Consider the following 25,043-nt stretch of genomic DNA (forward strand, 5'->3'; position numbering starts at 1 on the left):
CGTATGGTGACGGGAACTGTCAGCTATCTGACAGTTACTCCCTGCGAATCACCACGATCCGGCCGTCGGACCGGCGGAACCACCCCGCCGACGCAGGTATTTCTCGAACTCCTGCGCGATCTCGTCGCCGGTCAGCGGCTGGATGCCCGCGTCACCGACCCGCTCCTCCAACTCGCGGACGTACTCGCCCAACTCGGCGTCCTGCTCGGCGGCGGTGCGGACCCGCTGCTCCCACTCGGCCGCCTCCTCCGCCAGGTCGGCCATCGGCACGGGCAGGTCGAGGACGTCCTCGACCCGGTGCAACAGCGCCAGCGTCGCCTTCGGGCACGGCGGGTTGTTGGCGTAGTGCGGCACGTGGACCCAGAACGTCATCGCGTCGACCTCGGCCCGGTTGCACGCGTCCTGGAGCACCCCGACGATCCCGGTCGGCCCGTCGTAGCGGGTCGGCACGAGCTGGAACCGCTCGGCCACGTCCTTGTCCGACGCGCTGCCACTGATCGGCAGTGGCCGGGTGTACGGCACGTCGGCCAGCAGCGCGCCGAGCAGCACCACCCGGTTGACCTCCAGGCTGTGGCAGACCTCGAGCACCTGCTCGCAGAACGTCCGCCAGCGCATGCTCGGCTCGATCCCGCGGATCAGCACCACGTCGCGGTCGGTGCCCTCCGGGCTGGCGATCATGAACCGGGTCGTCGGCCACTCCACGCGGGGATTCTCACCCTCGGGCCGTACGATCGTCGGGCGGCTGACCTGGAAGTCGTAGAAGTCCTCCGGGTCCAGCTCGGTCACCTGGCGCGCCTGCCACACCTGTTCGAGGTGCTCGACCGCCGCCGTCGAGGCGTCGGCGGCGTCGTTCCAGCCCTCGAAGGCCGCGATCGCCACGGGCGACCGCAGCACCGGCAGCCCATCGAACTCGCTCACGGCATCTCCTTGCTGCGTTCGATCGTCGGTCGGAGCCGGACGGTGGCCCGCTCCCGGTCCGTCACGTCCGGCCCGGTCACTGAGCGCACCTTTCGTCCCGCACAACCGTCAGCCTACGTCCCACACCGGCGCGCGGCCCGACGGCCGCGCCGTCCCGACCACCGGACCGCTGGTCCCGGCCCCTGGACGGTTGGCCGTGCCACCGGCGTCGACGCCCGGTCGGCGTCGCCCGCAGGCGTCCGACGGGCGTCGCGGCGCGGGTGAGGCCGGTCACCCTGGCCGGCGGGACCGGGCGGCCACCGGCCGGTACGGGCGACACTGGACCGCACCCGGCCCGGAGGAGAGACCCGTCGTGACCACGAAGAGCGTCGCCGCCGTCCTGTTCGACATGGACGGCACCCTCGTCGACAGCGAGAAGCTGTGGGACGCGGCGATGACCGAGCTGGCGACCGAGTACGGCGGGGTGCTGTCGCCGCAGGCCCGGATGGCGATGGTCGGCAGCGCGATGGCGACCTCGATGCGGATCCTGCACGACGACCTCGGCCAGCCCTGGCGCGACCCGGCCGAGGGGATCGCGTTCCTGCACCGGCGGGTCGCCGAACTGTTCGTCGGCGGGCTGGAGTGGCGGCCCGGCGCCCTGGCCCTCCTGCGGGCCGTACGCGCCGCCGGGATCCCGACCGCCCTGGTCACCTCCACCGCCCGGCAGTTGGTCGAGGTGGCGCTCGACACGCTGGGGCGGGACAGCTTCGACGTGGTGGTCTGCGGTGACGAGGTCGGCGCCGCCAAGCCCGACCCGGAGCCCTACGTGACCGCGGCGCGGATGCTCGGCGTGCCGGTGGACCGCTGTGTGGCGATCGAGGACTCGCCGAGCGGGGTGGCCAGCGCGCTCGCCGCCGGTGCGGCGGTGCTGGCCGTACGGGGCGAGGCGCCGCTGGACCCGGCGCTCGGCGTACGCCTGCTGGAGACGCTGACCGCGGCGGACCTGGACCTGCTGACCAGCCTGCTGACGCCGCTGGAACTGCCCAGCTGACCCCGCGCGGCCGGCCTCCGCGCGGCCGACCCCACACGGCCGGCCGCGTCGACCGCCGCCCGGCACGACGCGGGGCGGCGTCCCCCGGAACGCCGCCCCGCCCTCCCGACCCCCGCCGTGCCTCGGGAGAGTCCGTGCCGGATCAGTCGTGGGCGATCGCGCCCAGCACGTTGATCCGGGCCGCCCGCAGGGCCGGCAGCGCGGCCGCGATCACGCCGATGACCGCTGCCAGGGCCAGGAACAGCGCCATCTGACCCCACGGCAGCACCAGGTCGGTGATGCCCTCGTCGCGCAGGGCGTACGTGACGGCCGAGCCCAGGCCGAGACCGACGACGACGCCGAGCAGCGCCCCGAAGACCGAGATGACGACGGCCTCGACGGTGACCATGCGGACCAGTTGCGGTCGGCGCAGGCCGATCGCCCGCAGCAGGCCCAGTTCCCGGGTACGTTCCAGCATGGACAGGGCGAGCGTGTTGACGATGCCGAGCACCGCGATCACGATGGCCAGCGCCAGCAGGATCTGGATCATCTGGAGGATGACGTCGAACTGGCTGGCCTGCTGCGCGATGAAGGAGCTGCGGTCGGCGACCGCCACCTCGGGGCTGTCGGCGACGAGGGCCTCCAGCGCCGGCTGGACCGATTCGACCGAGGTGCCCTCGTCGAGGCGTACGAACGCCATGATCGGCTGCGGGATCGCGAAGTCGGCCGCCGCCTCGCGGGGCAGCACGATCGAGCCGGGCAGCCGGTCCTGCGGGACGATCGCGGAGACGGTGTAGGTGTGCGGTTCGCCGCGCGACAGTTGCACGGTGATCTGGTCGCCGACCGACAGGCCGCGTTCGGTGGCGGTGGGAGTGCTGAGCACGACCTGGTCGGGGCGCAGCGTGTCCAGGGTGCCGGAGTCCGGCGTGGCGGTGTAGATGTCGCGCGCCACGGCCATGTCGGTGGCGGCGATGACCCAGGTCTGTTCGCCGTCGACCAGGGCGGCGTCGTTGTAGAGGCCCACGACGCCGGCGACCCCGGGCAGGGCGGCGGCCTGGTCGACGACCGCCGGGTCGAAGCTCGGCGGGCGGGGACCGGTCTGGATCCCCGACACGACCAGTTCGGCGTTGATGGTCTCCTCGGCCTGGGCAGAGAGGCTGGTCTTGGCCGAGTCGAGGATGACGGTGACGCCGGTGACGAGCGCGATGCCGATCATCAGGGCGGCGGCGGTGATGGCGGTCCGGCGCGGGTTGCGGCCGGAGTTGAGCCGGCCGAGCTTGCCCGGCACCGACCAGGCGAAGAGCCGGCCGAGCAGGGACACCACCGGCCGGCTGACGACCGGGGTCAGCAGGGCGACGCCGACGAACGAGGCGAGGACTCCGCCGAAGACGGCGGCCAGGGTGTTGCCGCCGGCGTTGCCGGTGAGGCCGAGCGCCAGCAGGGCGGCGCCGATGGCGGTGACGACGGCTCCGGCGACGGTGATCCGGGTCAGCGGCCGGTCCGGGGTGGCGACGTCCTGCATCGCGGCGATCGGTGGGATCCGGGCGGCCCGTAGCGCCGGGAGCAGGGCGGCGACGACGGTGATCAGGATGCCGACGGCGAAGGAGCTGATGACGGCGCTGGCCGGTACGGCGATGCTGGCCAGGGTGAGGCCGCCGATGAACTGGCCGGCGACGTACGCCAGCAGGGCGCCGACGCCGACGCCGGCGGCGAGGCCGAGGACCGACGCGATCAGACCGACGACCACGGCCTCGACCAGTACGGACCGGATGACCTGCCGGCCGCTGGCCCCGATGGCGCGCATCAGGGCGAGTTCCCGGGTCCGCTGCGCCACGATGATCGAGAAGGTGTTGAGGATCAGGAACGTGCCGACCAGCAGGGCGATGCCGGCGAAGCCGAGCAGGATCTGGTTGAAGAACGACAGACCCTCCTTGAGACCGGCGGCGCTGTCGGCGGAGAGCTGTTCGCCGGTCTTGACGTCGTAGTCGGCGCCGAGGGTGGCGGCGAGCCGGTCCCGCAGCTCCTGGGCGGTGACGCCGTCGGCGGTGGTGACGGTGATGCTGTTGTAGACGCCGGTCTCGCCGAGCATGAGCTGCTGGGCGACGGGTTCGGTGAAGAAGATCTCGTGCGCGCCGCCGATGCTGTCCCGGCCGCCGCTGTATTCGAAGACGCCGACGACGGTGAAGTCGCGGCGGGGTTCGAGGGTGAGTACGCCGACCCGGTCGCCGACGGCGACCTTGCCGGCCTCGGCGAGCCCGGCGTTGACGACGATCTCGTCGTCGGCCTGCGGGCCGCGCCCCTCGCGCAGTTTCACCAGGTCGTTCTCGCCGAGCCAGTTCTCGCCGAGCTGCGGCGGCCCGAACGAGGCGACGACCTTGCCGTTGGCGCCGATGAGGCGGGCGCCGTCGGCGGCGACGACGCCGGTGGCCCCGGCGACGCCGGATACGGCGCGGACCTGCTCGACGGTGGCGGCGGGCAGCGGCGGCGTGACGGCTTCGCCGCCGAACTCGCCGGCGGAGACCTTGGGCTTGCCGGCGACGTTGACGTCGACGCCGGCGTACGCGTCGGCGAACACCGAGTCGAATGAGCGGCCCAGGGTGTCGGTGAGCACGAACGCCCCCGACACGAACATCACGCCCAGCACCACGGCCAGGCCGGAGAGGACCAGCCGCACCTTGCGGGCGAGCAGGCTCTTCAGGGTCGCGCGCAGCATCAGCGGGCCGCCTCGACGAGCACGTCCAGGCGCTTCATGGTGTCGAGCACGGTTTCCGGGGTCGGGTCGAACAGTTCGGAGACGAGTTGTCCGTCGGCGAGGAAGACGACGCGGTCGGCGTGCGAGGCGGCGACCGGGTCGTGGGTGACCATGACGATCGTCTGGCCGTGTTCGCGTACGGAGTTGCGCAGGAAGTTGAGGACCTCCGCACCGGCGCGGGAGTCGAGGTTTCCGGTGGGTTCGTCGGCGAAGATGACCTCGGGCCGGGCGACGAGGGCGCGGGCGCAGGCGACCCGCTGCTGCTGCCCGCCGGAGAGCTGGGCGGGGCGGTGGCTGAGGCGGTCGCGCAGGCCGACGGTGTCGATCACGGTGTCGTACCAGGCCGGGTCGGGCTTGCGACCGGCGATCGACAGCGGCAGCAGGATGTTCTCCTGGGCGCTGAGCGTCGGCAGCAGGTTGAACTGCTGGAAGATGAAGCCGATCTTGTCGCGGCGCAGCTTGGTGAGGCCGCTGTCGTTGAGGCCGGTGACCTTGGTGTCGCCGACGAAGACCTCGCCACGGGTGACGGTGTCGAGTCCGGCGAGGCAGTGCATCAGGGTCGACTTGCCTGATCCGGACGGGCCCATGATGGCGGTGAAGGCACCACGCTCGAACTCGGCGGTCACCCCGCGCAGCGCGACGACCTGGGCCTCACCGGTTCCGTACACCCTCCATACGTCGCTCGCCCGGGCTGCCACCTGGGGGCGGCGGGGGTCGGTCGGCGTCATTGCTCCTCCATCGTCACGTTCGTGTGGCGCGGCCGTCGAATGCTCTGGACCGGCCGGACCGTCGGTCCGGCCGGCAGCTTCCATCCTCGGGGCGGCCGGCGGCCGGTACGTCCGACCTGGGGCGGACCGGTCGCGGATTTCTCGGTGCGGGTCGGCCCCGAGCGGTGCTCAGGGTTGCCCCTGAGAGCCGTTGGAAACACGCTATTGCCCGCCGGCGGCGGTGCCGTCGTGCGCGGGAACGGTCCTGCGGTACGTCGGTCGTGGTGTCCGGCTACGACCCGCGGAGTACGGCGGGCGATGCCGGCTCATCCTCGAGGTGTCCGCCGGTCGGGGTCGGGGAGGTGTCCGCCGGCCGGGGTCGGGTCGTCGTCCGCCGGCCCGGGCCAGGCCGCGCCGGACGGGGTCAGGCGCCGGGGCGGACCAGGCCCGTCTCGTACGCCATGACGACCGCCTGCACCCGGTCGCGCAGGCCGAGCTTGGTGAGTACGTGCCCGACATGTGTCTTGATCGTCGTCTCGCTGACCGTCAGCGCGCGGGCGATCTCCGCGTTGGACAGTCCGCGGGCCACGTGGATCAGGACCTCGCGTTCGCGTTCGGTCAGCACGTCCAGGCCCCGGGGCGGTGCCGCCGACGGGTCGGGCAGGGTGTCGGCGAACTGGTCGAGCAGGCGCTTGAGGATGCGGGGTGCGACGACGGCCTCGCCGGCGGCGACGGTGCGGATCGCGGTGACCAGGTCGTCGGCGGGCACGTCCTTGGCCAGGAAGCCGCTCGCCCCGGCCCGGAGGGCGCCGACGACGTACTCGTCGAGGTCGAAGGTGGTCAGGATGAGCACCCGTACGGGCAGGCGCGCGTCGACGATGGCGCGGGTCGCGGCGACGCCGTCCATCCTCGGCATCCGGATGTCCATCAGGACCACGTCGGGCAGCAGCCGGCGGGCCAGGTCGACGGCCTCGACGCCGTCGCCCGCCTCGCCGACGATGTCGAGGTCGTCCTCGGCGCCGAGCACCATCCGGAAGCCGGTACGCAGCAGCGGCTGGTCGTCGACGAGCAGGATCCGCACCGGCCGCTCGGCCGTACCGCCCGTTCCCTCGCTCCGCTCGGTCACGCGTCCACCCCGCTGCGCTCGGCGGTCGCGTGACTGCGGCCAGGTTCGTTGGTTCCCTCGCTCCGCTCGGTCACGGTGCCCCCTCGCTGGTCGGTGCGCCCAGATGCTCCATCGGGATCTTCGCGTACACCCGGAAGCCGCCGCCGGGCCGGGGGCCGGTGCGTAGCGAGCCGCCGTACAGGGCGACCCGTTCGCGCATCCCGACCAGGCCGTGCCCGAGCCGGGCCGGGGTCAGCGACGGCCCGCGGCCGGTGTCGAAGACCTCGACGACGAGCCAGTCGATGCCGAAGCTCAGCCGGACCTGGGCGGTCGCGGCGCCGGCGTGCTTGAGCGTGTTGGTCAGCGCCTCCTGGACGATCCGGAAGATCGTCAACGCGACCCCGGGATCGAGCGGCGCCGGCGCCCCGTCGACCCGCAGCGCCACCGGCAGGCCGGCGTCGCGTACCTGTTCGAGCAGGGTCTCGATGCCGGCCAGGCCCGGCTGCGGGCTGAGGTCGGCGACCGGCTCGTCGGTACGCAGCACGTCGAGCAGGCGGCGCATCTCCCGCAACGTCGTACGGCTGGTCTCCTCGATCGTGCCCAGCGCCTCGTCGGCGGTGTCCGGGTCGCGGCGCAGCATCCGTCGTGCCCCGGTGGCGAGCACGCCCATCACGCTGACGTGGTGGGCGACGACGTCGTGCAGTTCGCGGGCGATGCGCCGCCGTTCGTCGGTGACCGCCTGCTCGGCCAGTGACCGCTGGTTCTCCTCGGCGGCGCGGGCGCGTTCCTCCAGTGCCCGGTGCCGGGTCTGCCGGCCGTGCACGGTGCGGCCGACGAAGAACGCCACCAGCACGACGAGGACGTTGTTCAGTGTCAGGTAGACGCCGTTGACGTCGACCCGGTCGGGTGGCGTGACGACCAGGTTGGTCACCAGTACCGGCAGCCACAGCAGCAGGGCGGCGGCGATCGCGGGCCGCAGCCGGAACCGGGCCGCGCCGTGGTAGGTCAGCACGACCAGGCTGATGACGATGGTGAGGGCCTGGTATCCGATGGCGATCGTGGCGAGCATCGTGAGGGTGCACAGGATGATCGCCGGCCAGGCCGCGACGGTGCGCAGCGCGAGGGGTGCCGCCGACAGCACGCTCCAGGGCACCGCCAGCCACCAGCTCGTGGTGCGCAGCTCGGCCGGGCCGGTCAGCCGCAGCACCAGTTCGGCCGCGACGGCCGCGGCGGCGAACAGCAGGTCGTACGGCAGGGCCCGCCGGGCCGACCGGGATCGCCACCGGCGCGGCACCGGCGGGCCGGCGCTCGGTGCGGTGGCCGCGGTCATGACCGCGACGCTATCCGCTGGCGGGGCCGTCTCGATCGTCACCGCTGCCGAGCCGGGTCTCCTCCTCGCGGAGGATGCTCACTCGTCCGCGCCGGGCGGCAGGGCGGTGCCCGGATCGCCGGGCCGGCCGCCACCGGCGACCGGATGCTCGGGAAACGGCGGGGGAGTGCCGCCGAAGCTGGGGCAGTGCGCCTGGTGGCTGCACCAGTCGCAGAGCCGGCTCGGCTTGGGCCGGAAGTCGCGGGCGGCGGTCGCCTGCTCGATGGCCCGCCACAGGGCCAGCAGGGTCCGCTCGAAGCGGGCCAGTTCGTCGGCGTCGGGGGTGTAGTCGCAGACCTCGGTGTCCTTGAGGTAGATCAGGCGCAGCACCCGGGGCACGACCCCGCGGGTGCGCCACAGCACCAGGGCGTAGAACTTCAGCTGGAACAGCGCCCGCGCCTCGAACGCCTCGCGCGGCGCCCCGCCGGTCTTGTAGTCGACGACCCGCAGGTCGCCGGCGGGGGACACGTCGAGCCGGTCGACGTAGCCGCGGATCAGCAACTGGTCGTCGACCACGGTCGAGATCAGCGTCTCGCGTTCCGCCGGTTCCAGCCGGCGCGGGTCCTCGATCCGGAAGTAGCCGTCGAGCAGGCCGCGGGCCGAGGTCAGGAAGGCGGCCTGGCCGTCGGTGTCGTCGGGGTCGAACAGGCCGGCGAGGTCGGGTTGTTCGGCGACCAGCCGCTGCCACTGGGGTGCGACCAGGTCGCCGGCCGCCGCCGGGGTGCGCTCGTCGGCGGGCAGGTCGAACAGCCGCTCCAGGACGGCGTGCACCAGGGTGCCGCGGGCCTGGTCGGTGGTGGGACGTTCGGGCAGCCGGTCGATGCTGCGGAACCGGAACAGCAGCGGGCAGGTCTTGAAGTCGGCCGCCCGTGACGGGGACAGGGACGGCTGCGCCGGCGGCACCGGGCCCGTCGTCGCGTCCACCGTCGTCGCTGTCGTCCCGGCCACCGCTGGCACCGTCTCCGTCGTCATGCACGAAAGGCTATTCGAGGGGTACGACGGTGGCGGGGGCCGTGTGCCGGTGTCCCCGTAGCATCGACCCGATGGAGGACAACTCGTCGCCGCAGCGGCCCGCCGAACGCCGTACCGGCCTCACGGTCGGCCGGGTGTTCGGGGTGCCGGTCCACCTCAACGCCTCCATGCTGCTGCTCGCCGTCCTGGTGACCGTGCTGTACGGCTCGTTCGTGCGGGAGCGGCTCGACCTGGCGCCGCTCGCCGGCTACGCGGTCGGGTTCGGGTTCGTCGTCTTCCTGCTGCTGTCGGTGCTGCTGCACGAGCTGGGCCACGCGCTGACCGCCCGCCGGTACGGCATCGGGGTGCGCGGGATCACCCTGGAACTGCTCGGCGGCTACACCGAGATGGAGCGTGACGCGCCCAGCCCGCGCGTCGACCTGTACGTGTCGCTGGCCGGCCCGGCGGTCTCGTTCGTGCTCGGGTTCGCCGCGGTCGGGCTCACCGTCGCCCTGCCGAACGGCACCCTGCTCCACCAACTCGCGTTCCAGTTGGCGGTCAGCAACCTGCTGGTCGCGGTCTTCAACAGCCTGCCCGGGCTGCCGCTGGACGGCGGCCGGGCGTTGCGGGCCGCGGTGTGGGCGGCCAGCCGCGACCGGCACCTGGGCACCGAGGTCGCCGGCTGGGTCGGGCGGGCGGTCGCGCTGGCGACGGCGGCGGTCGTCGTCTGGCTGACGGCCGCCGGCGTGCTGACGACGTTCGGGCTGCTGTTCATGCTGCTGGTGGCGTTCACCCTGTGGCAGGGGGCCGGGCAGTCGATCCGGGTCGCCCGGATCAGCCGCCGGTTCGCCCTGGTCGACCTGGCCCGGCTGGCCCGGCCGGTGTTCGCCGTACCGACCGGGATGCCGCTGGCCGAGGCGCAGCGCCGGGCCGGCGAGAACGACGGGGCGGTCAAGGACGGCATGCCGGCGGCGCTCGGTGTCGCCGACTCGTCGGGGCGGCTGGTGGCGCTGGTCGACCCGGCCGCCGCCGACGCGGTGCCGGCCGAGCGTCGGCCGTGGGTGTCGGTCGACACGGTGGCCCGCGGCCTGGACGGCGTACGCCGCATCCCGCTGGGGCTCGACGGGGAACGGGTCGTGCAGACCGTTCAGGCCCACCCGGCCGTGCAGTACCTCGTGACGTCAGGCGAAGATGTCGTCGGCGTACTGCACGTCGCCGATCTGGCGCGGCTCCTCGAACCGAAACGGAAGATTGTCACGTGACGCAGCACAACGCGGGCACCACCACCGAGCCTCGTGCCGTACCGGCCGCCGACGGCGGCGACGAGGCGCCGGTGCCCGCCCACCGCGGCCCGTTCCGCCCCGGCGACCGGGTGCAGCTCACCGACCCCAAGGGCCGCATGCACACGATCGTGCTGGAGCCGGGCCGGGCGTTCCACACCCACCGCGGGGCGCTGGACCACGACGCGCTGATCGGCCTGCCCGACGGCAGCGTGGTGACGTCGACCGGCGGCACCACCTACCTGGCGCTGCGGCCGCTGCTGTCGGACTACGTGCTGTCGATGCCGCGCGGCGCGCAGGTGATCTACCCCAAGGACGCCGCCCAGATCGTGGCGATGGGTGACGTCTTCCCCGGCGCCCGGGTGCTGGAGGCCGGCGCCGGTTCCGGTGCGCTGACCTGCTCGCTGCTGCGGGCGGTGGGCGCCACCGGCGAGGTCCACTCGTACGAACTGCGCGACGACTTCGCCCAGATCGCCCGCCGCAACGTCGAGGCGTTCTTCGGCGGTCCGCATCCGGCGTGGCACCTGCACGTCGGTGACGTGGCCGGCTGCGACCAGGTCGGCTTCGACCGGATCATCCTGGACATGCTGACCCCGTGGGAGGCGCTCGACCTGGTCGAGCGGGCCCTGGTGCCCGGCGGGGTGTTCATCGGCTACGTGGCGACCACGCCGCAGATGTCGGAGCTGGTCGAGGCGTTGCGGGAGCGGGGCGGGTTCACCGAGCCGCGGGCGTGGGAGTCGCTGGTGCGCGACTGGCACGTCGACGGGCTCGCCGTCCGCCCCGACCACCGGATGATCGCGCACACCGCGTTCCTGGTCTCGTCGCGCCGGCTCGCCCCCGGGGTGACCGCGCCGCCGCGGCGGCGCAAGCCGAGCAAGGGCGCGGAGGCGTACGCGCTGCGCCGGGCCGCCGCCCGGGTCACCGCGGCGACCGAAACCGACACCGGGGAGGGAGCCCGCGACGTGAGCCGCAGCGGAACCGATGAGTAACCCGTCGTCCGGCGGCGGTGACCTGCCCGCCGTGTTTCCGGACTGGTCGCCCTACCAGGAGCTGGACTCGGCGGCGCGGGCCTACCTGCGTGACCCCGACGTGGCGATGGACGCGCTCGGCGGGGTGCTGCGGGGCGGCCGGGTGCTGTGCTTCACCCTCGAACGCTTCGTCAACGAGGTGAACGGGGTGTGGCAGGAGGTCGTGGTCTGCGACGGCAGCCGGCTGGTGCTGTGGCACGGCGAGGACGTGCCACCCGGCGACGGCCCGTCGGGGGCGATGACGTCGTCGCTGCGGGTCGTGCCGCTGTCGACGGTCACCGAGGTCGGTTGCCGGCGCCGGGTGACGCGTACCCCGGGCGGCAAGATCCAGGTCGACAGCATCGACGTGTATCTGCTGCTGCGGTCGCTGGACGAGGCGGGTGCGGGTGACGAGCACCACATCGGCCCGCGGCACGACGCGTTGCGGTTCGGCAAGACGCTCGACGACGGCGGGGCGGGGCAGATCGCCCGGCTGGAGGAGTTCGCCCGGCAGGTCGCCTCGATGGTCGGCCGGCCGCTGCTCTGAGGCGCGCCGTCGCCGGTCGCGGCCGGCCGCGGTCCGGACGGTCCCCGCGACGGCCGGCGGGCTGACGAACCCCGCGGCCCCGCCCGGCGGGGTCAGTCGGCGTCGGGGCCGGCGATCTCCACGTCGTCGCCGCGGCGCACGACGTGGATGCAGTCGCCGGGGCATTCCTTGGCCGCGTCGATGACGTCCAGGCGCAGGTGGTCCGGCACGTCGACCCGGCTGCCCGGGGCCAGCTTGAGGTCGCCGTCGCCGTCCTTGACGTAGGCCAGCCCGTCGACGTCGAACTCGAAGACCTCCGGCGCGTACTGCACGCACAGGCCGTCGCCGGTGCACAGGTCCTGGTCGACCCAGACCCGTAGCTCGTCGGTCTCCGTGCCGGTCTGCGTCACCACGTACCTCCCGCGATCCTCGGTCCGGCGGGCCCGGCCGCGGTGTCGCCGCGGATCCCGCCGGGCGGGCTCGCACGGGGCCGACGCTACCCGAACGGGCCGGCGACTCCCCACCGGACCACCCCCGGCGATCAAGCTTCAGTGACGAGGGCGTTGCGTGGGTTCGAATCGGCCGCAAACCGGTTAGGGTTATGGCAGAACGTTCGAGCCCCGGGGAGGTGGGACGTGGCACGCAGTGACGACGCGGACTCGCGCGCCGCACGGTGGGAGAAGGAGGCCAACGATCTCTCCACCCAGGTTGCGTTCCTCCAGGAGGAACTGGCCTTGGTGCGGCGTAAGTTGACCGAAAGCCCCCGACACGTCCGGCAGCTCGAGGAACGGCTCGCGGCAACGCAGGCGCAGCTGGCCCGGCTGACCGAGAACAACGAACGCCTCGTGACCACGCTCAAGGAAGCGCGGTCCCAGATCGTCACACTCAAGGAGGAGATCGACCGCCTGGCGCAGCCGCCGAGCGGTTACGGCGTCTTCCTGACCCGACATGAGGACGGCACGGTCGACGTGTTCACCGGCGGCCGCAAGCTGCGGGTGGCGGTGTCGCCGTCGCTGGAGGTCGACGAGCTGCGTCGCGGCCAGGAGGTCCTGCTCAACGACGCGCTCAACGTCGTCGACGCGTTCGGCTTCGAGCGGGTCGGTGAGGTCGTGATGCTCAAGGAGGTGTTGGACAACCCCAGCGGCGGACCGGGCGACCGGGCCCTGGTGATCTCCCACGCCGACGAGGAGCGGATCGTCCACCTCGCCGACACCCTGATCGGCTCGCCGCTGCGCGCCGGTGACTCGCTGATGGTCGAACCCCGTTCGGCGTACGCGTACGAGCGGATCCCGAAGAGCGAGGTCGAGGAGCTCGTCCTCGAGGAGGTTCCCGACGTCGACTACACCGACATCGGTGGACTCCAGGCCCAGATCGAGCAGATCCGCGACGCGGTGGAGCTGCCGTTCCTGCACGCCGACCTGTTCCGCGAGCACCAGTTGCGGCCGCCGAAGGGCATCCTGCTCTACGGCCCGCCCGGCTGCGGCAAGACGCTGATCGCCAAGGCGGTCGCCAACTCGCTGGCGAAGAAGATCGCCGAGCGGCGGGGCGAGGAGAAGCACACCAGCTTCTTCCTCAACATCAAGGGCCCCGAGCTGCTCAACAAGTACGTCGGCGAGACCGAGCGGCACATCCGGCTGATCTTCCAGCGGGCCCGGGAGAAGGCCGGCGAGGGCACCCCGGTCATCGTGTTCTTCGACGAGATGGACTCCGTCTTCCGCACCCGCGGTTCCGGTGTCTCCTCCGACGTGGAGAACACGATCGTCCCGCAGCTGCTCAGCGAGATCGACGGTGTCGAGGGCCTGGAGAACGTCATCGTCATCGGCGCCTCCAACCGGGAAGACATGATCGACCCGGCGATCCTGCGGCCCGGCCGGCTCGACGTGAAGATCAAGATCGAGCGTCCGGACGCCGAGGCGGCCAAGGACATCTTCTCGAAGTACATCCTCACCGGGCTGCCGCTGCACCCCGACGACCTGGCCGAGCACGGCCAGGACCCGCAGGCCACGGTCGGCGCGATGATCGAGTCGGTCGTGCTGCGGATGTACTCCGAGACCGAGGAGAACAAGTTCCTCGAGGTCACCTACGCCAACGGTGACAAGGAGGTCCTCTACTTCAAGGACTTCAACTCCGGCGCGATGATCCAGAACATCGTCGACCGGGGCAAGAAGATGGCGATCAAGGAGTTCCTCTCCTCGGGTCGCAAGGGGCTGCGCCTGCAGCACCTGCTCGACGCCTGCGTCGACGAGTTCCGCGAGAACGAGGACCTGCCCAACACGACCAACCCCGACGACTGGGCCCGGATCTCCGGCAAGAAGGGCGAGCGGATCGTCTACATCCGCACCCTGGTCTCCGGTGGCAAGGGCGCCGAGGCGGGCCGGTCGATCGAGACCGCCAGCAACACCGGCCAGTACCTGTAACGGAACGACGGTGACGGGGTGGCAGGGATGCCGCCCCGTCACCCGTATCCGGAGACCGCCGCGCCGCGACGTGGCCGGCGCGGTGGCACCGGCTCCGACTACGCTCGACAGTATGGGCGTGCAGAGCGGGGAGGCGGCGTGAGCGTACGGCGGATCATGGGCAGTGAGGTCGAGTACGGCATCTCGGTGCCCGGCCAGCCCGGAGCCAATCCGATGGTCACCTCGTCACAGGTGGTCAACGCCTATGGCGCGCGTCCCGAACTGAACCGGGGCGGCCGCGCGCGGTGGGACTACGAGGAGGAGTCGCCGCTGCGCGACGCCCGCGGCTTCACCTACTCCGGTTCGGCGTACGACCCGGCCGAGGCGCTCGCCGACGACGACCTGGGGCTGGCCAACGTCATCCTGACCAACGGCGCCCGGCTCTATGTCGACCACGCGCACCCGGAGTATTCGACCCCGGAGGTGACCAACCCGCTGGACCTGGTCCGGTGGGACAAGGCGGGGGAGCGGGTGATGGCCGAGGCGTCGCGGCGGGCGGCGACGATCCCGGGCACCCACCCGATCCACCTCTACAAGAACAACACCGACAACAAGGGCGCCAGCTACGGCGCCCACGAAAACTACCTGATGCGCCGGCAGACGCCGTTCGCCGACATCGTCGCCTACCTGACCCCGTTCTTCGTCACCCGACAGGTGGTCTGCGGTGCCGGCCGGGTCGGCATCGGCCAGGACGGCTCCCAGCCGGGCTTCCAGATCTCCCAGCGTGCCGACTTCTTCGAGGTCGAGGTCGGCCTGGAGACGACGTTGAAGCGGCCGATCATCAACACCCGCGACGAGCCGCACTCCGACGCCGACAAATACCGCCGGCTGCACGTGATCATCGGCGACGCCAACCTGTCGGAGATTTCGAGCTATCTGAAGTTCGGCACGACCGCGCTGGTGCTGACGATGATCGAGGAAAAGGCGATGACGCCGGACTTCGGCATCGCCGACCCGGTCAGCGAATTGCGGGCGGTCAGCCACGACCCGTCCCTGAAGCACCTGATGCGGCTGCGCGACGGCCGCCGGCTGACGGCGCTGGACCTCCAGTGGGCCTACTACGAGCGGGCCAGCGCGTTCGTCGAGGACCGCTACGGCACCGACGTCGACGAGGCGACCGCGGACGTACTGGCCCGGTGGGAGAGCGTGCTCGACCGGCTCGGCCGCGACGCGATGCTCTGCGCCGGCGAACTCGACTGGGTGGCCAAGCTGCGGCTGCTGGAGGGCTACCGGGAGCGGGAGAAACTCGCCTGGGCCTCGCACAAGCTGCAACTGGTCGACCTGCAGTATTCCGACGTACGGCCGGAGAAGGGGCTCTACCACCGGCTGGTGGCCCGCGGCTCGATGGCGACGCTGCTGTCCGACGAGGAGACCCGTTCGGCGATGGTGCAGCCGCCGGAGGACACCCGGGCCTACTTCCGGGGCCGCTGCCTGGCCCAGTACGCCTCCGAGGTGGTCGCCGCCAGCTGGGACTCGGTGATCTTCGACGTCGGCCGGGAGTCGCTGGTGCGGGTGCCGATGATGGAGCCGGAGCGGGGCACGAAGAAGCACGTCGGCGCGCTGTTCGACCGGTGCGTCAGCGCCAAGGACCTGCTCGAGGTCATCACCAACTGATCCGCCGGGCCGGTTTCGGTCCGGGCCACGCGGTACGACGGGAACTCCGGACAGTCCATGCCGACGGCAGGTCTCCCGCCGCCGGCATGGACGGGCGGCGCCGGTCGACGCGAAACTCCCGCCACACGGGTCGCCGTGTGGCGGGAGTTCGCTAGTCCTCAGGGTGCCCGCATATCTGCGGGAGTGGTGGTCGTACCACCAGTGCCACGACTGGGCAGCAGGGGAGCCGGAGGCGCAGGCCCAAACCTGTACCTTCGCGCCGTTTCCGCTCGTTGAGGTATCGGCATCCAGGCAACGGAATCCGGAGTTGCCGGTGTAGAGCTGGAGCGGGCCGTATGCGTACCAGTTCTGTGGCTCCGAGAAGGTCGGGCTGCAGTCCCAGAGCTGAACTTTCCCGCCTTTCCGGTCGAGTTCACGTCCTGGTCCAGGCACCGTCCACTGTGTGCGTTCTGGATGACGAACCGCTGGTCCGTGTACTGGTAGACGTACCACATCTGTAGGCTGGCTCCGGGCTGACAGTTCCAGAGCTGAACCTTGGTGCCATTGGCGCCGACAGTGGCGCTGTCCGCATCCAGGCACCTTCCGGTGGTGGCATTGCCGTTTCGGATGTAGACCTCGGCGTAGGGGACGGCGGTCTGCATCGGGGGTACGAGGTTGGCGGCGGCCCGCTCGGCCTCGGGAACGGGAACGAAACTCAGGCCGTTCGGCGTCGCCGCCTGGTTGATTCTGGTGGCCTCGTTCTGCGGAGCGGCCGTGGCCGGCGCCGCGATCGCTGTTGTGGCGGTGAGCACCGTCAGGATCAGTGCTGCCGTGGACCAGAATCTCCTGGGTCGAATCACGTGAAACTCATTCCGCAGAGGCAGCGATGCCCCGATCGATCACTGCGCCGTGTGGTCATGGTATTGCGCAGCGTATTGGCAAGCGAGGGTGATATCGCTTTGCGTCATTGTTTAATAACTGTGTGTTGGCTGCGTGCGGGTTGAATATTGGATCCTCCGGTTGATCGGCCCGCCGGCGCCGCCCCCGCCGTCCGGCCGTGGACCGTCCGGCCGCTTCGGTGGTGCCGCTGACCCCTTCGTGGCGGTCGGGTCCGGATCAGCGCAGCGCGAAACCTGGCGTGCGGTCGGGCGCCGCGGCGGCGCGGCGAGGTAGATTTTGACCAGGCGATGTTGAGGAGGCACGCACATGGCTACTCGTGACACCGGCGGTCAGTCGCAGTCCGGAAAGGCCCGTCGTGACGAAGAGGTCGACGAGGTAACGGCCGAGGCGAATCCCGAGGTCGCCGAGCGGCACGCCGAGATCACCGAAGACGTCGACGACCTGCTCGACGAGATCGACTCGGTGCTCGAGGAGAACGCCGAGGAGTTCGTCCGCGGTTACGTCCAGAAGGGCGGCCAGTAGCCGTCCGGTCCTGTTAGGACTGGTCTGTCCCGGTGGCCGGCGGTGGTACGCCGGCCGGTGGTCACCGGGACGGCCGCGGCCGGCGTCGACACCGCCGACGCGATGATCGCGTCGGCCGGACCGGCGAGATAGTCTGCTTCAACTGCACCGGCGGCCCGGGTCGTCCCGCCGACGACCGGACGGCCGTGGCCCAAAGGCGATCCAACCTGAGAGGAACCACGTGGCAGCGGGTTTTGATCCATCCGGGCGGCTTCCTGATGTGTTCACCAACGTGGGGACGTCCTCCTTCACACAGTTCCTGAGCCTGGCCGCACCCGAGCTGCTGCCGGGCCGCCGGCCGCTGCCGCCGGGCACGGCCGCCGACCTCGCCCCGCACGCGACGACGATCGTGGCCATCACCTGCGCCACCGGCGTGGTCATGGCCGGCGACCGGCGGGCCACGATGGGCCACCTGATCGCCCAGCGCGACATCGAGAAGGTCCACCCGGCCGACGCGTACTCGCTGGTCGGCATCGCCGGCACCGCCGGCATCGGCATCGAGCTGATGCGGCTGTTCCAGGTCGAGCTGGAGCACTACGAGAAGATCGAGGGCGCGATGCTGTCCCTCGACGGCAAGGCCAACCGGCTCGCCGCGATGATCCGGGGCAACCTGGGTGCCGCGATGCAGGGTCTGGCGGTGATCCCGCTCTTCGCCGGCTTCGACCTGTCGGCCGCCGACCCGGCCAAGGCCGGCCGCATCTTCAGCTTCGACGTCAGCGGTGGCCCCTACGAGGAGACCGGCTACGACGCGATCGGCTCCGGCTCGCTGTTCGCCCGCTCCGCGCTGAAGAAGCGGTTCCGGGCCGGGCTGCCCACTGGCGAGGCCGTACGGCTGGCCGTCGAAGCCCTCTACGACGCCGCCGACGACGACACCGCCACCGGTGGTCCCGACCTCACCCGGAAGATCTACCCGGTGGTGATGACCGCGACCGCCGAGGGCACCCACCGGCTCACCGACGCCGAGACGGCCACGGTCGCCGAGGCCGTCGTCGCCGGCCGGATGGAGAACCCGGGCGGCTGACGTCCGGCCGGACCGCCCGCCGTAACAACCCGTCGTCACCAGGTCGAAGGAGAGCCGCTTCGTGGCCATGCAGTTCTACGCCTCGCCCGAGCAGATCATGCGGGACCGCTCCGAGCTGGCCCGCAAGGGCATCGCCCGCGGGCGCAGCGCGGTGGTCCTCAGCTACTCCGGCGGGGTGCTCTTCGTCGCGGAGAACCTGTCCAGCGCGTTGCACAAGGTCAGCGAGATCTACGACCGGATCGGCTTCGCCGCCGTCGGCCGCTACAACGAGTTCGAGAACCTGCGCCGCGCCGGCGTGCGGATGGCCGACATCAACGGCCTCAGCTACGACCGCCGCGACGTCACCGGCCGGGCCCTGGCCAACTTCTACGCCCAGATCCTCGGCACCATCTTCACCGAGCAGTCCAAGCCGTTCGAGGTCGAACTCTGCGTCGCCGAGGTCGGGGCAACCCCGGACGACGACGAGATCTACCGGCTGACCTACGACGGGTCGGTCAACGACGAGCCGGGCCTGATGGCGATGGGTGGCCAGGCCGAGACGATCGCGTCCGCGCTGCGCGCCGACCGGCAGGACGACATGTCGCTCGGCGACGCCGTCAAGCTCGCCGTCAAGGCGCTCGGCAGCGTCGGTGGCGAGGGCGGCGCGGTCCGGACGATCGCCGCCAACCAGCTCGAGGTGGCGGTCCTCGACCGGCGCCGCACCGGGCGTACGTTCCGGCGGATCACCGGTGCGGCGCTGACCGCGCTGCTCGACGGCGACGACGCCAAGGCGGGCGAGTCGACGGCCGACGACGGGCCGAAGCAGCCGGCGGCCGGCCCGGAGAAGCCGACCGTGTCGGCCGCGTCCGCCGACCTGGAGGGCAAGCCGGAGCCGGAACCCGACGCCGGCGAGTGACGCCGCCGTGAACCACACCGCCCGCCCGGGATCGATCCCGGGCGGGCGGTCACGTGTGGAGCGCCGGGGCGCACGGGGTCAGATCCAGCGCCGGACCAGCCGCCAGTAGGCGGACATCGCCGCGTTGAGCACCCCGACGCCGGGCGGGCTGATCAGCGGGGTGTCGAACCGGTCGGTCAGCACCCGCATCCACTCCCGGTCCGGGACGGTCCGCTCGGTCTGCAGCATCCGCCGCCGGGTCCGCAGGTGCCGGCGGTGCTGCCACAGCCAGCGGTAGCCCTTCAGCTTGTCGCGCAGCCAGCCCTCCTTGGTCGCCAGCAGGAGCATCACCAGCTCCAGGGCCAGGAACGGCCCGCCGAGCAGGAAGAGGGCGCGGCCGGACCACAGGGTGCTGACGAACATCAGCCGGTTGCGTTCCACCAGGTAGTACTTGAAGCTGTTGCGGCTGAACTCGTAGCGGTGCAGGGCGACCGCGTCCGGCACGTTGACGACCCGCAGCCCGACCCGCCAGGTGCGGATCGACAGGTCGGCGTCCTCGTGGTAGGCGAAGTAGTGGTGGTCGAAGCCGCCGAGGCGGTCCCAGTGCGCCCGGCTGGTGACCAGGCAGGCGCCCATCGCTCCGGCCGTCTCGGTCGGCTCGGACCGGGTCTCCCGCTGCCGGAAGCCGCCGATCCAGCTCACCCCGAGCACGTGCACCTCGTTGCCGCTGGAGTTGAGCAGCTCCGGCTCGTCGGCCAGCCGTACGGCGCCGGCGGCGATGCCCACGTCGGGCCGGGTGACCAGTTCCTCGACCAGCCGGGCCAGGGTGGTCGGTTCGACGATCGCGTCACCGTTGACGAGGGCGACGTAGTCGCCGGAGGAGGCCGAGACGCCGAGGTTGCAGCCGGCGGAGAAACCGAGGTTCTCGCCCTCGCCGACCACGACGACGCCGGGCAGTTCGGCCAGGACGGTCACGTCGTCGGTGGTGCAGCCGTTGTCGACCAGCACCACCTCGACGTCGACCTTGGCGGAGGCGAGCAGCGACTCGACCGACCGGCGCAGCAGCGGCTCGGCTTTCCAGGCCAGGACGATCGCACTGACCCGGGGCAGCCCGCCGGTGTCGGTGTCGGACATGTGCAGGTCTCCTGGGGGATTCGGGTGCGGAGGCCGGCGGCCGCCGGCCGGGGCGGGACCGGCGGCCGGGCCGCCGGGGTTCAACCGGATTCAGGTCGGCCAGTCGCCGGACAGCGCCTGCGCCAACTGGTCGTGCCAGTCTGGCATGGGGGACAGCCCGGCGAGTGCCCAGCGGGCGTGTCCGAGGACGCTGTACGCGGGCCGGGGCGCCGGCCGGCGGAAGTGTTCGCTGGTGGTGGGGCGGATCCGGTCCGGGTCCAGCCCGCGCAGCGCGTACGCGGCCCGGGCCAGTCCGTACCAGGTGGTCCGGCCGGACGCGGTGCCGTGGTAGACCCCGGCCGGGGCCCGGCCGGCGCGGGCGGCGTCGCCGAGCGCGACCAGGCGGCCGGCGAGCGCGTACGACCACGTCGGCTGGCCGTGCTGGTCGTCGACCACCTCGAGGGTTTCCCGCTCGGCGGCCAGTCGCAGCATGGTGGCGACGAAGTTGCGCCCGTGCGCGCCGTAGAGCCACGCGGTGCGCACCACGTAGCCGGTGTCGGGCAGCAGCCGGGCGACCGCCTGCTCGCCGACGAGCTTGCCGCGCCCGTACGCGTTGACCGGCGCGGTCGGGTGGTCCTCCGGGTACGGCTCGCGGCCGTCGCCGGCGAAGACGTAGTCGGTGGACACGTGCAGCAGCCGGGCGCCGGTGGCGGCGCAGGCGGCGGCGAGATTGGTGACGCCGGTGCCGTTGACCTCGGTCGCCTCGGCCTCCCGGGTCTCCGCGGCGTCGACGTCGGTCCACGCCGCGGCGTTGACGACCAGGTCGTGCCCGGCGACCGCGGACTTGACGGCGGCGGCGTCGGTGAGGTCGAGGTCGGCGCGGGTGGCGGCGGTGACCCGCGCGCCGGGGTGCCGGCCGAGGACGGCGAGGAGATCGTGCCCGAGCATGCCGCCCGCGCCGGTGACCAGCCAGCGGGCCGGGCCGGTGCCCGGCGTGGCGGGGCCGGCGGTGTCGAGGTCGCTCACGGGTTCGGCAGTCTACGCGACACCGGCCGGGCGGCGGTAAAGCGCGGGGGACCCGGGGGAGGGTGTCGCGGCCGTGCGGCCGGTAGGCTCCGCCGGTGCGTGGAATCCTTCTGGCCGGCGGGACCGGCTCCCGCCTGTGGCCGATCACCCGGGCCGTGTCCAAGCAGCTCATGCCGGTGTTCGACAAGCCGATGATCTACTACCCGCTGTCCACACTGATCATGGCGGGGGTCAGCGAGATCCTGGTCATCACCACTCCCGACGACCAGTCGCAGTTCCGGCGGCTGCTCGGTGACGGCAGCCAGTGGGGGTTGCGGCTGGAGTACGTCGCCCAGCCGCGACCGGAGGGCATCGCGCAGGCGTTCGTCCTCGGCGCGGACTTCATCGGCGACCGGTCGGTCGCGCTGATCCTGGGCGACAACATCTTCCACGGCGTCGGGCTCGGCCGGCAGCTCGCCGACCCGGGGGAACTCGTCGGCGGCCGGGTCTTCGCCTACCAGGTGGCCAACCCCGAGGCGTACGGCGTGGTCGACTTCGACAGCGACGGCCGGGTGCTGTCGATCGAGGAGAAGCCGGCGAAGCCGAAGTCCCGGTACGCGGTGCCCGGCCTGTACTTCTACGACAACCGGGTGGTCGAGATCGCGCGCGGCCTGACCCCGAGCGCCCGCGGCGAGCTGGAGATCACCACGGTCAACGAGACCTACCGCGAGGCCGGCGAGCTGTCGGTGACGGTCCTGGACCGGGGCACCGCCTGGCTCGACACCGGCACCTTCACCTCGCTGGTGCAGGCGGCCGAGTTCGTCCGGGTGATCGAGGAGCGTCAGGGGCTGAAGATCGGCTGCGTCGAGGAGGCCGCCTGGCGGGCCGGACTTATCGACGACGATCGTTTGCGTGAACTGGCCGAGCCGTTGACCAAGAGTGGATACGGCGACTACCTGCTGGAACTGCTGGCCTGATCGGCGGGGGCGGGACGTACCCGGGATTTTTGCCGGCGGGTCGGCGCGGCGTGCCGGTCGCGACAGTGACCATCGGCGGCTCCGGCCGGCTAATGTCTGTTCATGGAACGGCGAATCTTCGGTATCGAGACCGAGTACGGCGTCACCTGTACCTACCGCGGCCAACGGCGACTCTCCCCCGACGAGGTGGCCCGCTACCTCTTCCGCCGGGTGGTCTCCTGGGGCCGGTCGAGCAACGTCTTCCTCCGCAACGGCGCCCGCCTCTACCTCGACGTCGGCTCCCACCCCGAATACGCCACCCCGGAATGCGATTCGATCGTCGACCTGGTCGCCCACGACCGGGCCGGCGAGCGGATCCTCGAAGGGCTGCTCGTCGACGCCGAGAAGCGGCTGCACGACGAGGGCATCGCCGGCGAGATCTACCTGTTCAAGAACAACACCGACTCGGCCGGCAACTCCTACGGCTGCCACGAGAACTACCTGGTGTCGCGGCACGGGGAGTTCGGCCGGCTCGCCGACGTGCTGATTCCGTTCCTGGTCACCCGGCAGTTGATCTGCGGCGCCGGCAAGGTGCTCCAGACCCCGCGCGGCGCGGTCTACTGCCTGTCGCAGCGGGCCGAGCACATCTGGGAGGGCGTCTCGTCGGCGACCACCCGGTCCCGGCCGATCATCAACACCCGCGACGAGCCGCACGCCGACGCCGAACGCTACCGGCGGCTGCACGTGATCGTCGGCGACTCGAACATGAACGAGGTCACCACGCTGCTGAAGTTCGGCAGCGCCGACATCGTGCTCAAGATGATCGAGGCCGGTGTCGTCATGCGCGACATGTCGCTGGAGAACCCCATCCGGGCGATCCGCGAGGTGTCGCACGACATCACCGGGCGGCGCAAGGTCCGGCTGGCCTCCAACAAGGAGATCAGCGCCCTGGAGATCCAGCAGGAATACCTGGCCAAGGCGACCGAGTTCGTCGAGCGGCGCGGCGGCGACGAGACCGCCAAGCGGGTCGTCGAACTGTGGGGCCGGGTGCTGCGCGCGGTCGAGACCGGCGACCTGGACCCGGTCGCCCGCGAGATCGACTGGGTCACCAAGCTGAAGCTGCTGGAGCGCTACCAGAACAAGCACGACCTGCCGCTGTCCCATCCGCGGATCGCCCAGATGGACCTGGCCTACCACGACATCCGACGCGGGCGCGGGCTGCACGGCCTGCTGGAGCGCCGGGGCCAGGTCGACCGGGTCGTCAGCGACCTCGACGTCTTCCAGGCCAAGGAGACGCCGCCACAGACCACCCGGGCCCGGCTGCGCGGGGAGTTCATCCGGCACGCGCAGGAGAAGCGCCGCGACTTCACCGTCGACTGGGTGCACCTGAAGCTCAACGACCAGGCCCAGCGCACCGTGCTGTGCAAGGACCCGTTCCGGGCGTACGACGAGCGGGTCGAGCGGCTGATCGCCAGCATGTGACACCGGCCGGGGCCGTCCGCCCACCTTCGCGGGCGGCCCGGACCGGGCGGGTTCCGGCCGGCACGGTAGGCTCTGCTGCCTATGGCCGAGCCGGACGAGGAACGCCTTGAGGACAGCCCCGAGCGGGTTCGTCAGGGCTGGGTCAACCGTCGGCGGGAGAAGATCGCCGCCGAGATCGAGCGCAACCGGCGCGGCGACTACAAGGTGCCGACGTGGGTGCTCGCCACCATTCTCCTGCTGGTCATCGCCGCCTGGGCGGCCCTGGTCATCCTGAGCTGACCGCCCGCTCGCGGCCGCTCATCCGAGCAGCGCCGCCGCGTGCCGGCCGGCCGCCGCCGCCGCGAGGAAGTAGCCGTGGTCGGCGTCCAGGCCGCGGCCCATCGTCGACAGGCCGACCGGGCTCGCCCGCAGCGCCGCGTCCAGCCCGGCCGGATCGACCCGGACGATCCGGTGCCGGTCCCGCAGCGGTGCCAGGGCCGCCTCGACCTCACCGGCCAGATCGGCGTCGAGCCCGCCGGGCAGCACCAGGTCGGCCGGCGCCAGCGCGACCCGGCCGTACGCGGTCACGCTGTGGTGCGACAGGCCCCGGTGGCGGGGGCGCGGGTCGGCGGCCGAGATCCGCAGCGACCCGACCGGCCGCCCGCCGAGCGCGGCGACGGCGTTGACCGCCTCACCGACCGCGACGCCGGAGAAGCCCCAGCGGGTGCCGGTGCCGAGGTTGCCCGGCCCCTGCGCGACGACCGCGACGTCGGCGCGCAGCGCGTGCCGGGCGGCGAGCAGCCCGCTGTGCACGTTGGTCGCCTCCAGGTCGCCACCGAACGCCTGACCGACGGTGACGGTGCCGGCCAGCGTGCCGCGCAGCCCGTCCAGGGTGCGGGAGAACCACGCCGGTAGCGCACCGCCGTCGGTCATCACGTACGCCACCCGGACGTCGGGCCGGTCGGCGCGGATGCCGGCGACGACGGCCGGCAGCGCCGAGTGCAGGTCGGCGGTGACGACCGGCATCCCGGCCACGTCGTGGGCGTCGGCGAGGACCGCCCGGTGCGGCGACGCCTCCTCGTCGGCGCCGAGCAGGATCGGCTGCAACGGGGTGTAGCGGGCCTTGACCAGGTGGCCGGCGTCGCGGGTGGTGCCGTCCTGCGGCGGGTCGGCGGGCAACCGGTCCGGCAGCGCGACGACCAGCGCGTACCCGCCGGTGCCGAGCCCCATCACCAGGGCGCCGACGTTGAGCAGCACCCGGTCGCCGGGCGCCGGGTCGCCGACCAGTTCGGGGTAGGCGAGGGCACGCAGGGTCGCCCCGTCGGGCAGGGCGACGTCGAGTTCGGCCGCCCCGTGCCACCGCCGCCGTACGGCCACCACCGTCGCCGACCGCCACCGCACCATGCGTGCACGCTATCCGTACGGCGCGGTGGGACGCCCCGGCGGGGTGTACGCACACGCGTACGGACACTGCTAGCG

Annotated in this window: 22 protein-coding genes and 2 pseudogenes; 12 read left to right on the forward strand and 12 right to left on the reverse strand. The window is 72.0% G+C overall.

Annotated elements, in window-relative coordinates; genetic code table 11:
• Positions 1 to 48: 48 nt before the first annotated feature.
• Complete coding sequence (locus QCD66_RS13790) at positions 49 to 918, reverse strand: PAC2 family protein (protein WP_375732994.1); 870 nt, start codon at positions 916 to 918, stop codon at positions 49 to 51.
• A gap of 352 nt (positions 919 to 1,270) precedes the next feature.
• On the opposite strand from QCD66_RS13790, the gene QCD66_RS13795 reads away from it, so the two are divergent.
• Positions 1,271 to 1,948: an HAD family phosphatase gene (locus tag QCD66_RS13795; RefSeq protein WP_364218582.1), complete on the forward strand. Its 678-nt coding sequence runs from the start codon at positions 1,271 to 1,273 to the stop codon at positions 1,946 to 1,948.
• A 142-nt stretch (positions 1,949 to 2,090) separates the two neighbouring features.
• On the opposite strand, the gene QCD66_RS13800 is transcribed toward QCD66_RS13795, so the two are convergent.
• The 5 genes from QCD66_RS13800 to QCD66_RS13820 all read right to left on the reverse strand — a co-directional run bounded on the left by QCD66_RS13800 (position 2,091) and on the right by QCD66_RS13820 (position 8,832).
• Positions 2,091 to 4,640, reverse strand: a complete 2,550-nt coding sequence (locus QCD66_RS13800) for an ABC transporter permease (protein WP_375732993.1) — start codon at positions 4,638 to 4,640, stop codon at positions 2,091 to 2,093.
• A complete protein-coding gene (locus tag QCD66_RS13805) occupies positions 4,640 to 5,407 on the reverse strand; it encodes an ABC transporter ATP-binding protein (protein ID WP_212819350.1) in 768 nt (255 codons plus the stop codon). The genes QCD66_RS13800 and QCD66_RS13805 overlap by 1 nt, the downstream gene beginning before the upstream one ends.
• Before the next feature lie 403 nt (positions 5,408 to 5,810).
• On the reverse strand, positions 5,811 to 6,512 hold the full coding sequence (locus QCD66_RS13810) for a response regulator transcription factor (protein ID WP_357541454.1): 702 nt from the start codon (positions 6,510 to 6,512) through the stop codon (positions 5,811 to 5,813).
• Positions 6,513 to 6,582: 70 nt separating this feature from the next.
• A complete protein-coding gene (locus QCD66_RS13815) occupies positions 6,583 to 7,821 on the reverse strand; it encodes a sensor histidine kinase (protein WP_364218577.1) in 1,239 nt (412 codons plus the stop codon).
• A 78-nt stretch (positions 7,822 to 7,899) separates the two neighbouring features.
• A complete protein-coding gene (locus tag QCD66_RS13820) occupies positions 7,900 to 8,832 on the reverse strand; it encodes a RecB family exonuclease (protein WP_375732992.1) in 933 nt (310 codons plus the stop codon).
• Between the two features lie 71 nt (positions 8,833 to 8,903).
• Between QCD66_RS13820 and QCD66_RS13825 the strand changes: the two genes are divergently transcribed.
• The 3 genes from QCD66_RS13825 (at position 8,904) to QCD66_RS13835 (ending at position 11,645) form a co-directional block, all read left to right on the forward strand.
• Positions 8,904 to 10,073 carry a site-2 protease family protein gene (locus QCD66_RS13825; protein ID WP_375732991.1) on the forward strand — a complete coding sequence of 390 codons (1,170 nt, stop codon included), beginning with the start codon at positions 8,904 to 8,906 and terminating at the stop codon, positions 10,071 to 10,073.
• Between the two features lie 71 nt (positions 10,074 to 10,144).
• The gene (locus QCD66_RS13830) at positions 10,145 to 11,080 is read left to right on the forward strand and encodes a tRNA (adenine-N1)-methyltransferase (RefSeq protein ID WP_375733002.1); all 936 of its coding nucleotides are present in this window, start codon (positions 10,145 to 10,147) and stop codon (positions 11,078 to 11,080) included.
• The gene (locus tag QCD66_RS13835) at positions 11,073 to 11,645 is read left to right on the forward strand and encodes a hypothetical protein (RefSeq protein WP_357541460.1); all 573 of its coding nucleotides are present in this window, start codon (positions 11,073 to 11,075) and stop codon (positions 11,643 to 11,645) included. The genes QCD66_RS13830 and QCD66_RS13835 overlap by 8 nt, the downstream gene beginning before the upstream one ends.
• A gap of 92 nt (positions 11,646 to 11,737) precedes the next feature.
• On the opposite strand, the gene QCD66_RS13840 is transcribed toward QCD66_RS13835, so the two are convergent.
• Positions 11,738 to 12,034: a ferredoxin gene (locus QCD66_RS13840; protein ID WP_357541462.1), complete on the reverse strand. Its 297-nt coding sequence runs from the start codon at positions 12,032 to 12,034 to the stop codon at positions 11,738 to 11,740.
• Between the two features lie 225 nt (positions 12,035 to 12,259).
• On the opposite strand from QCD66_RS13840, the gene arc reads away from it, so the two are divergent.
• Positions 12,260 to 14,041, forward strand: coding sequence for a proteasome ATPase (gene arc, locus QCD66_RS13845; protein ID WP_357541464.1), 1,782 nt, complete (start codon positions 12,260 to 12,262; stop codon positions 14,039 to 14,041).
• Positions 14,042 to 14,179: 138 nt separating this feature from the next.
• The gene (gene dop, locus QCD66_RS13850; RefSeq protein ID WP_364218571.1) at positions 14,180 to 15,694 is read left to right on the forward strand and encodes a depupylase/deamidase Dop; all 1,515 of its coding nucleotides are present in this window, start codon (positions 14,180 to 14,182) and stop codon (positions 15,692 to 15,694) included.
• Between the two features lie 195 nt (positions 15,695 to 15,889).
• Here the strand turns inward: dop and QCD66_RS13855 are convergent.
• Positions 15,890 to 16,186 (reverse strand): annotated as a pseudogene (locus tag QCD66_RS13855) (RICIN domain-containing protein); the annotation flags it as partial.
• Positions 16,102 to 16,335 (reverse strand): annotated as a pseudogene (locus QCD66_RS13860) (RICIN domain-containing protein); the annotation flags it as partial. The pseudogenes QCD66_RS13860 and QCD66_RS13855, both read right to left, overlap by 85 nt.
• 544 nt (positions 16,336 to 16,879) lie before the next feature.
• Here QCD66_RS13860 and QCD66_RS13865 point away from each other — a divergent pair.
• The 3 genes from QCD66_RS13865 to prcA all read left to right on the forward strand — a co-directional run bounded on the left by QCD66_RS13865 (position 16,880) and on the right by prcA (position 19,050).
• Positions 16,880 to 17,095: a ubiquitin-like protein Pup gene (locus QCD66_RS13865; RefSeq protein WP_212819336.1), complete on the forward strand. Its 216-nt coding sequence runs from the start codon at positions 16,880 to 16,882 to the stop codon at positions 17,093 to 17,095.
• A gap of 220 nt (positions 17,096 to 17,315) precedes the next feature.
• On the forward strand, positions 17,316 to 18,155 hold the full coding sequence (prcB, locus tag QCD66_RS13870) for a proteasome subunit beta (RefSeq protein WP_364218568.1): 840 nt from the start codon (positions 17,316 to 17,318) through the stop codon (positions 18,153 to 18,155).
• 61 nt (positions 18,156 to 18,216) lie between these two features.
• Complete coding sequence (prcA, locus tag QCD66_RS13875; protein ID WP_375732990.1) at positions 18,217 to 19,050, forward strand: proteasome subunit alpha; 834 nt, start codon at positions 18,217 to 18,219, stop codon at positions 19,048 to 19,050.
• Positions 19,051 to 19,128: 78 nt separating this feature from the next.
• On the opposite strand, the gene QCD66_RS13880 is transcribed toward prcA, so the two are convergent.
• The gene (locus tag QCD66_RS13880; protein WP_357541482.1) at positions 19,129 to 20,163 is read right to left on the reverse strand and encodes a glycosyltransferase family 2 protein; all 1,035 of its coding nucleotides are present in this window, start codon (positions 20,161 to 20,163) and stop codon (positions 19,129 to 19,131) included.
• Between the two features lie 90 nt (positions 20,164 to 20,253).
• Positions 20,254 to 21,168, reverse strand: a complete 915-nt coding sequence (gene rfbD, locus QCD66_RS13885; RefSeq protein ID WP_375732989.1) for a dTDP-4-dehydrorhamnose reductase — start codon at positions 21,166 to 21,168, stop codon at positions 20,254 to 20,256.
• Between the two features lie 95 nt (positions 21,169 to 21,263).
• Between rfbD and rfbA the strand changes: the two genes are divergently transcribed.
• The 3 genes from rfbA (at position 21,264) to QCD66_RS13900 (ending at position 23,864) form a co-directional block, all read left to right on the forward strand.
• Positions 21,264 to 22,124: a glucose-1-phosphate thymidylyltransferase RfbA gene (rfbA, locus tag QCD66_RS13890; protein ID WP_364218561.1), complete on the forward strand. Its 861-nt coding sequence runs from the start codon at positions 21,264 to 21,266 to the stop codon at positions 22,122 to 22,124.
• A 102-nt stretch (positions 22,125 to 22,226) separates the two neighbouring features.
• A complete protein-coding gene (gene pafA / locus QCD66_RS13895; protein ID WP_357541488.1) occupies positions 22,227 to 23,585 on the forward strand; it encodes a Pup--protein ligase in 1,359 nt (452 codons plus the stop codon).
• Between the two features lie 81 nt (positions 23,586 to 23,666).
• Positions 23,667 to 23,864 carry a hypothetical protein gene (locus QCD66_RS13900; RefSeq protein WP_364218558.1) on the forward strand — a complete coding sequence of 66 codons (198 nt, stop codon included), beginning with the start codon at positions 23,667 to 23,669 and terminating at the stop codon, positions 23,862 to 23,864.
• A gap of 18 nt (positions 23,865 to 23,882) precedes the next feature.
• On the opposite strand, the gene QCD66_RS13905 is transcribed toward QCD66_RS13900, so the two are convergent.
• Complete coding sequence (locus QCD66_RS13905) at positions 23,883 to 24,968, reverse strand: DUF3866 family protein (protein WP_375732988.1); 1,086 nt, start codon at positions 24,966 to 24,968, stop codon at positions 23,883 to 23,885.
• Between the last annotated feature and the right edge of the window lie 75 nt (positions 24,969 to 25,043).

Source organism: Polymorphospora sp. A560 (assembly GCF_045781765.1).
GTDB lineage: Bacteria > Actinomycetota > Actinomycetes > Mycobacteriales > Micromonosporaceae > Polymorphospora > Polymorphospora lycopeni.

Bases quoted from the DNA above. Each gene is read 5' to 3' on its own strand.
- QCD66_RS13815 (WP_364218577.1), bottom strand. From the start codon at position 7,821: ATGACCGCGGCCACCGCACCGAGCGCCGGCCCGCCGGTGCCGCGCCGG.
- QCD66_RS13880 (WP_357541482.1), bottom strand. From the start codon at position 20,163: ATGTCCGACACCGACACCGGCGGGCTGCCCCGGGTCAGTGCGATCGTC.
- QCD66_RS13865 (WP_212819336.1), top strand. From the start codon at position 16,880: ATGGCTACTCGTGACACCGGCGGTCAGTCGCAGTCCGGAAAGGCCCGT.
- pafA (WP_357541488.1), top strand. From the start codon at position 22,227: ATGGAACGGCGAATCTTCGGTATCGAGACCGAGTACGGCGTCACCTGT.
- QCD66_RS13825 (WP_375732991.1), top strand. From the start codon at position 8,904: ATGGAGGACAACTCGTCGCCGCAGCGGCCCGCCGAACGCCGTACCGGC.
- QCD66_RS13820 (WP_375732992.1), bottom strand. From the start codon at position 8,832: ATGACGACGGAGACGGTGCCAGCGGTGGCCGGGACGACAGCGACGACG.
- QCD66_RS13800 (WP_375732993.1), bottom strand. From the start codon at position 4,640: ATGCTGCGCGCGACCCTGAAGAGCCTGCTCGCCCGCAAGGTGCGGCTG.
- QCD66_RS13900 (WP_364218558.1), top strand. From the start codon at position 23,667: ATGGCCGAGCCGGACGAGGAACGCCTTGAGGACAGCCCCGAGCGGGTT.
- QCD66_RS13805 (WP_212819350.1), bottom strand. From the start codon at position 5,407: ATGACGCCGACCGACCCCCGCCGCCCCCAGGTGGCAGCCCGGGCGAGC.
- QCD66_RS13835 (WP_357541460.1), top strand. From the start codon at position 11,073: ATGAGTAACCCGTCGTCCGGCGGCGGTGACCTGCCCGCCGTGTTTCCG.
- QCD66_RS13905 (WP_375732988.1), bottom strand. From the start codon at position 24,968: ATGGTGCGGTGGCGGTCGGCGACGGTGGTGGCCGTACGGCGGCGGTGG.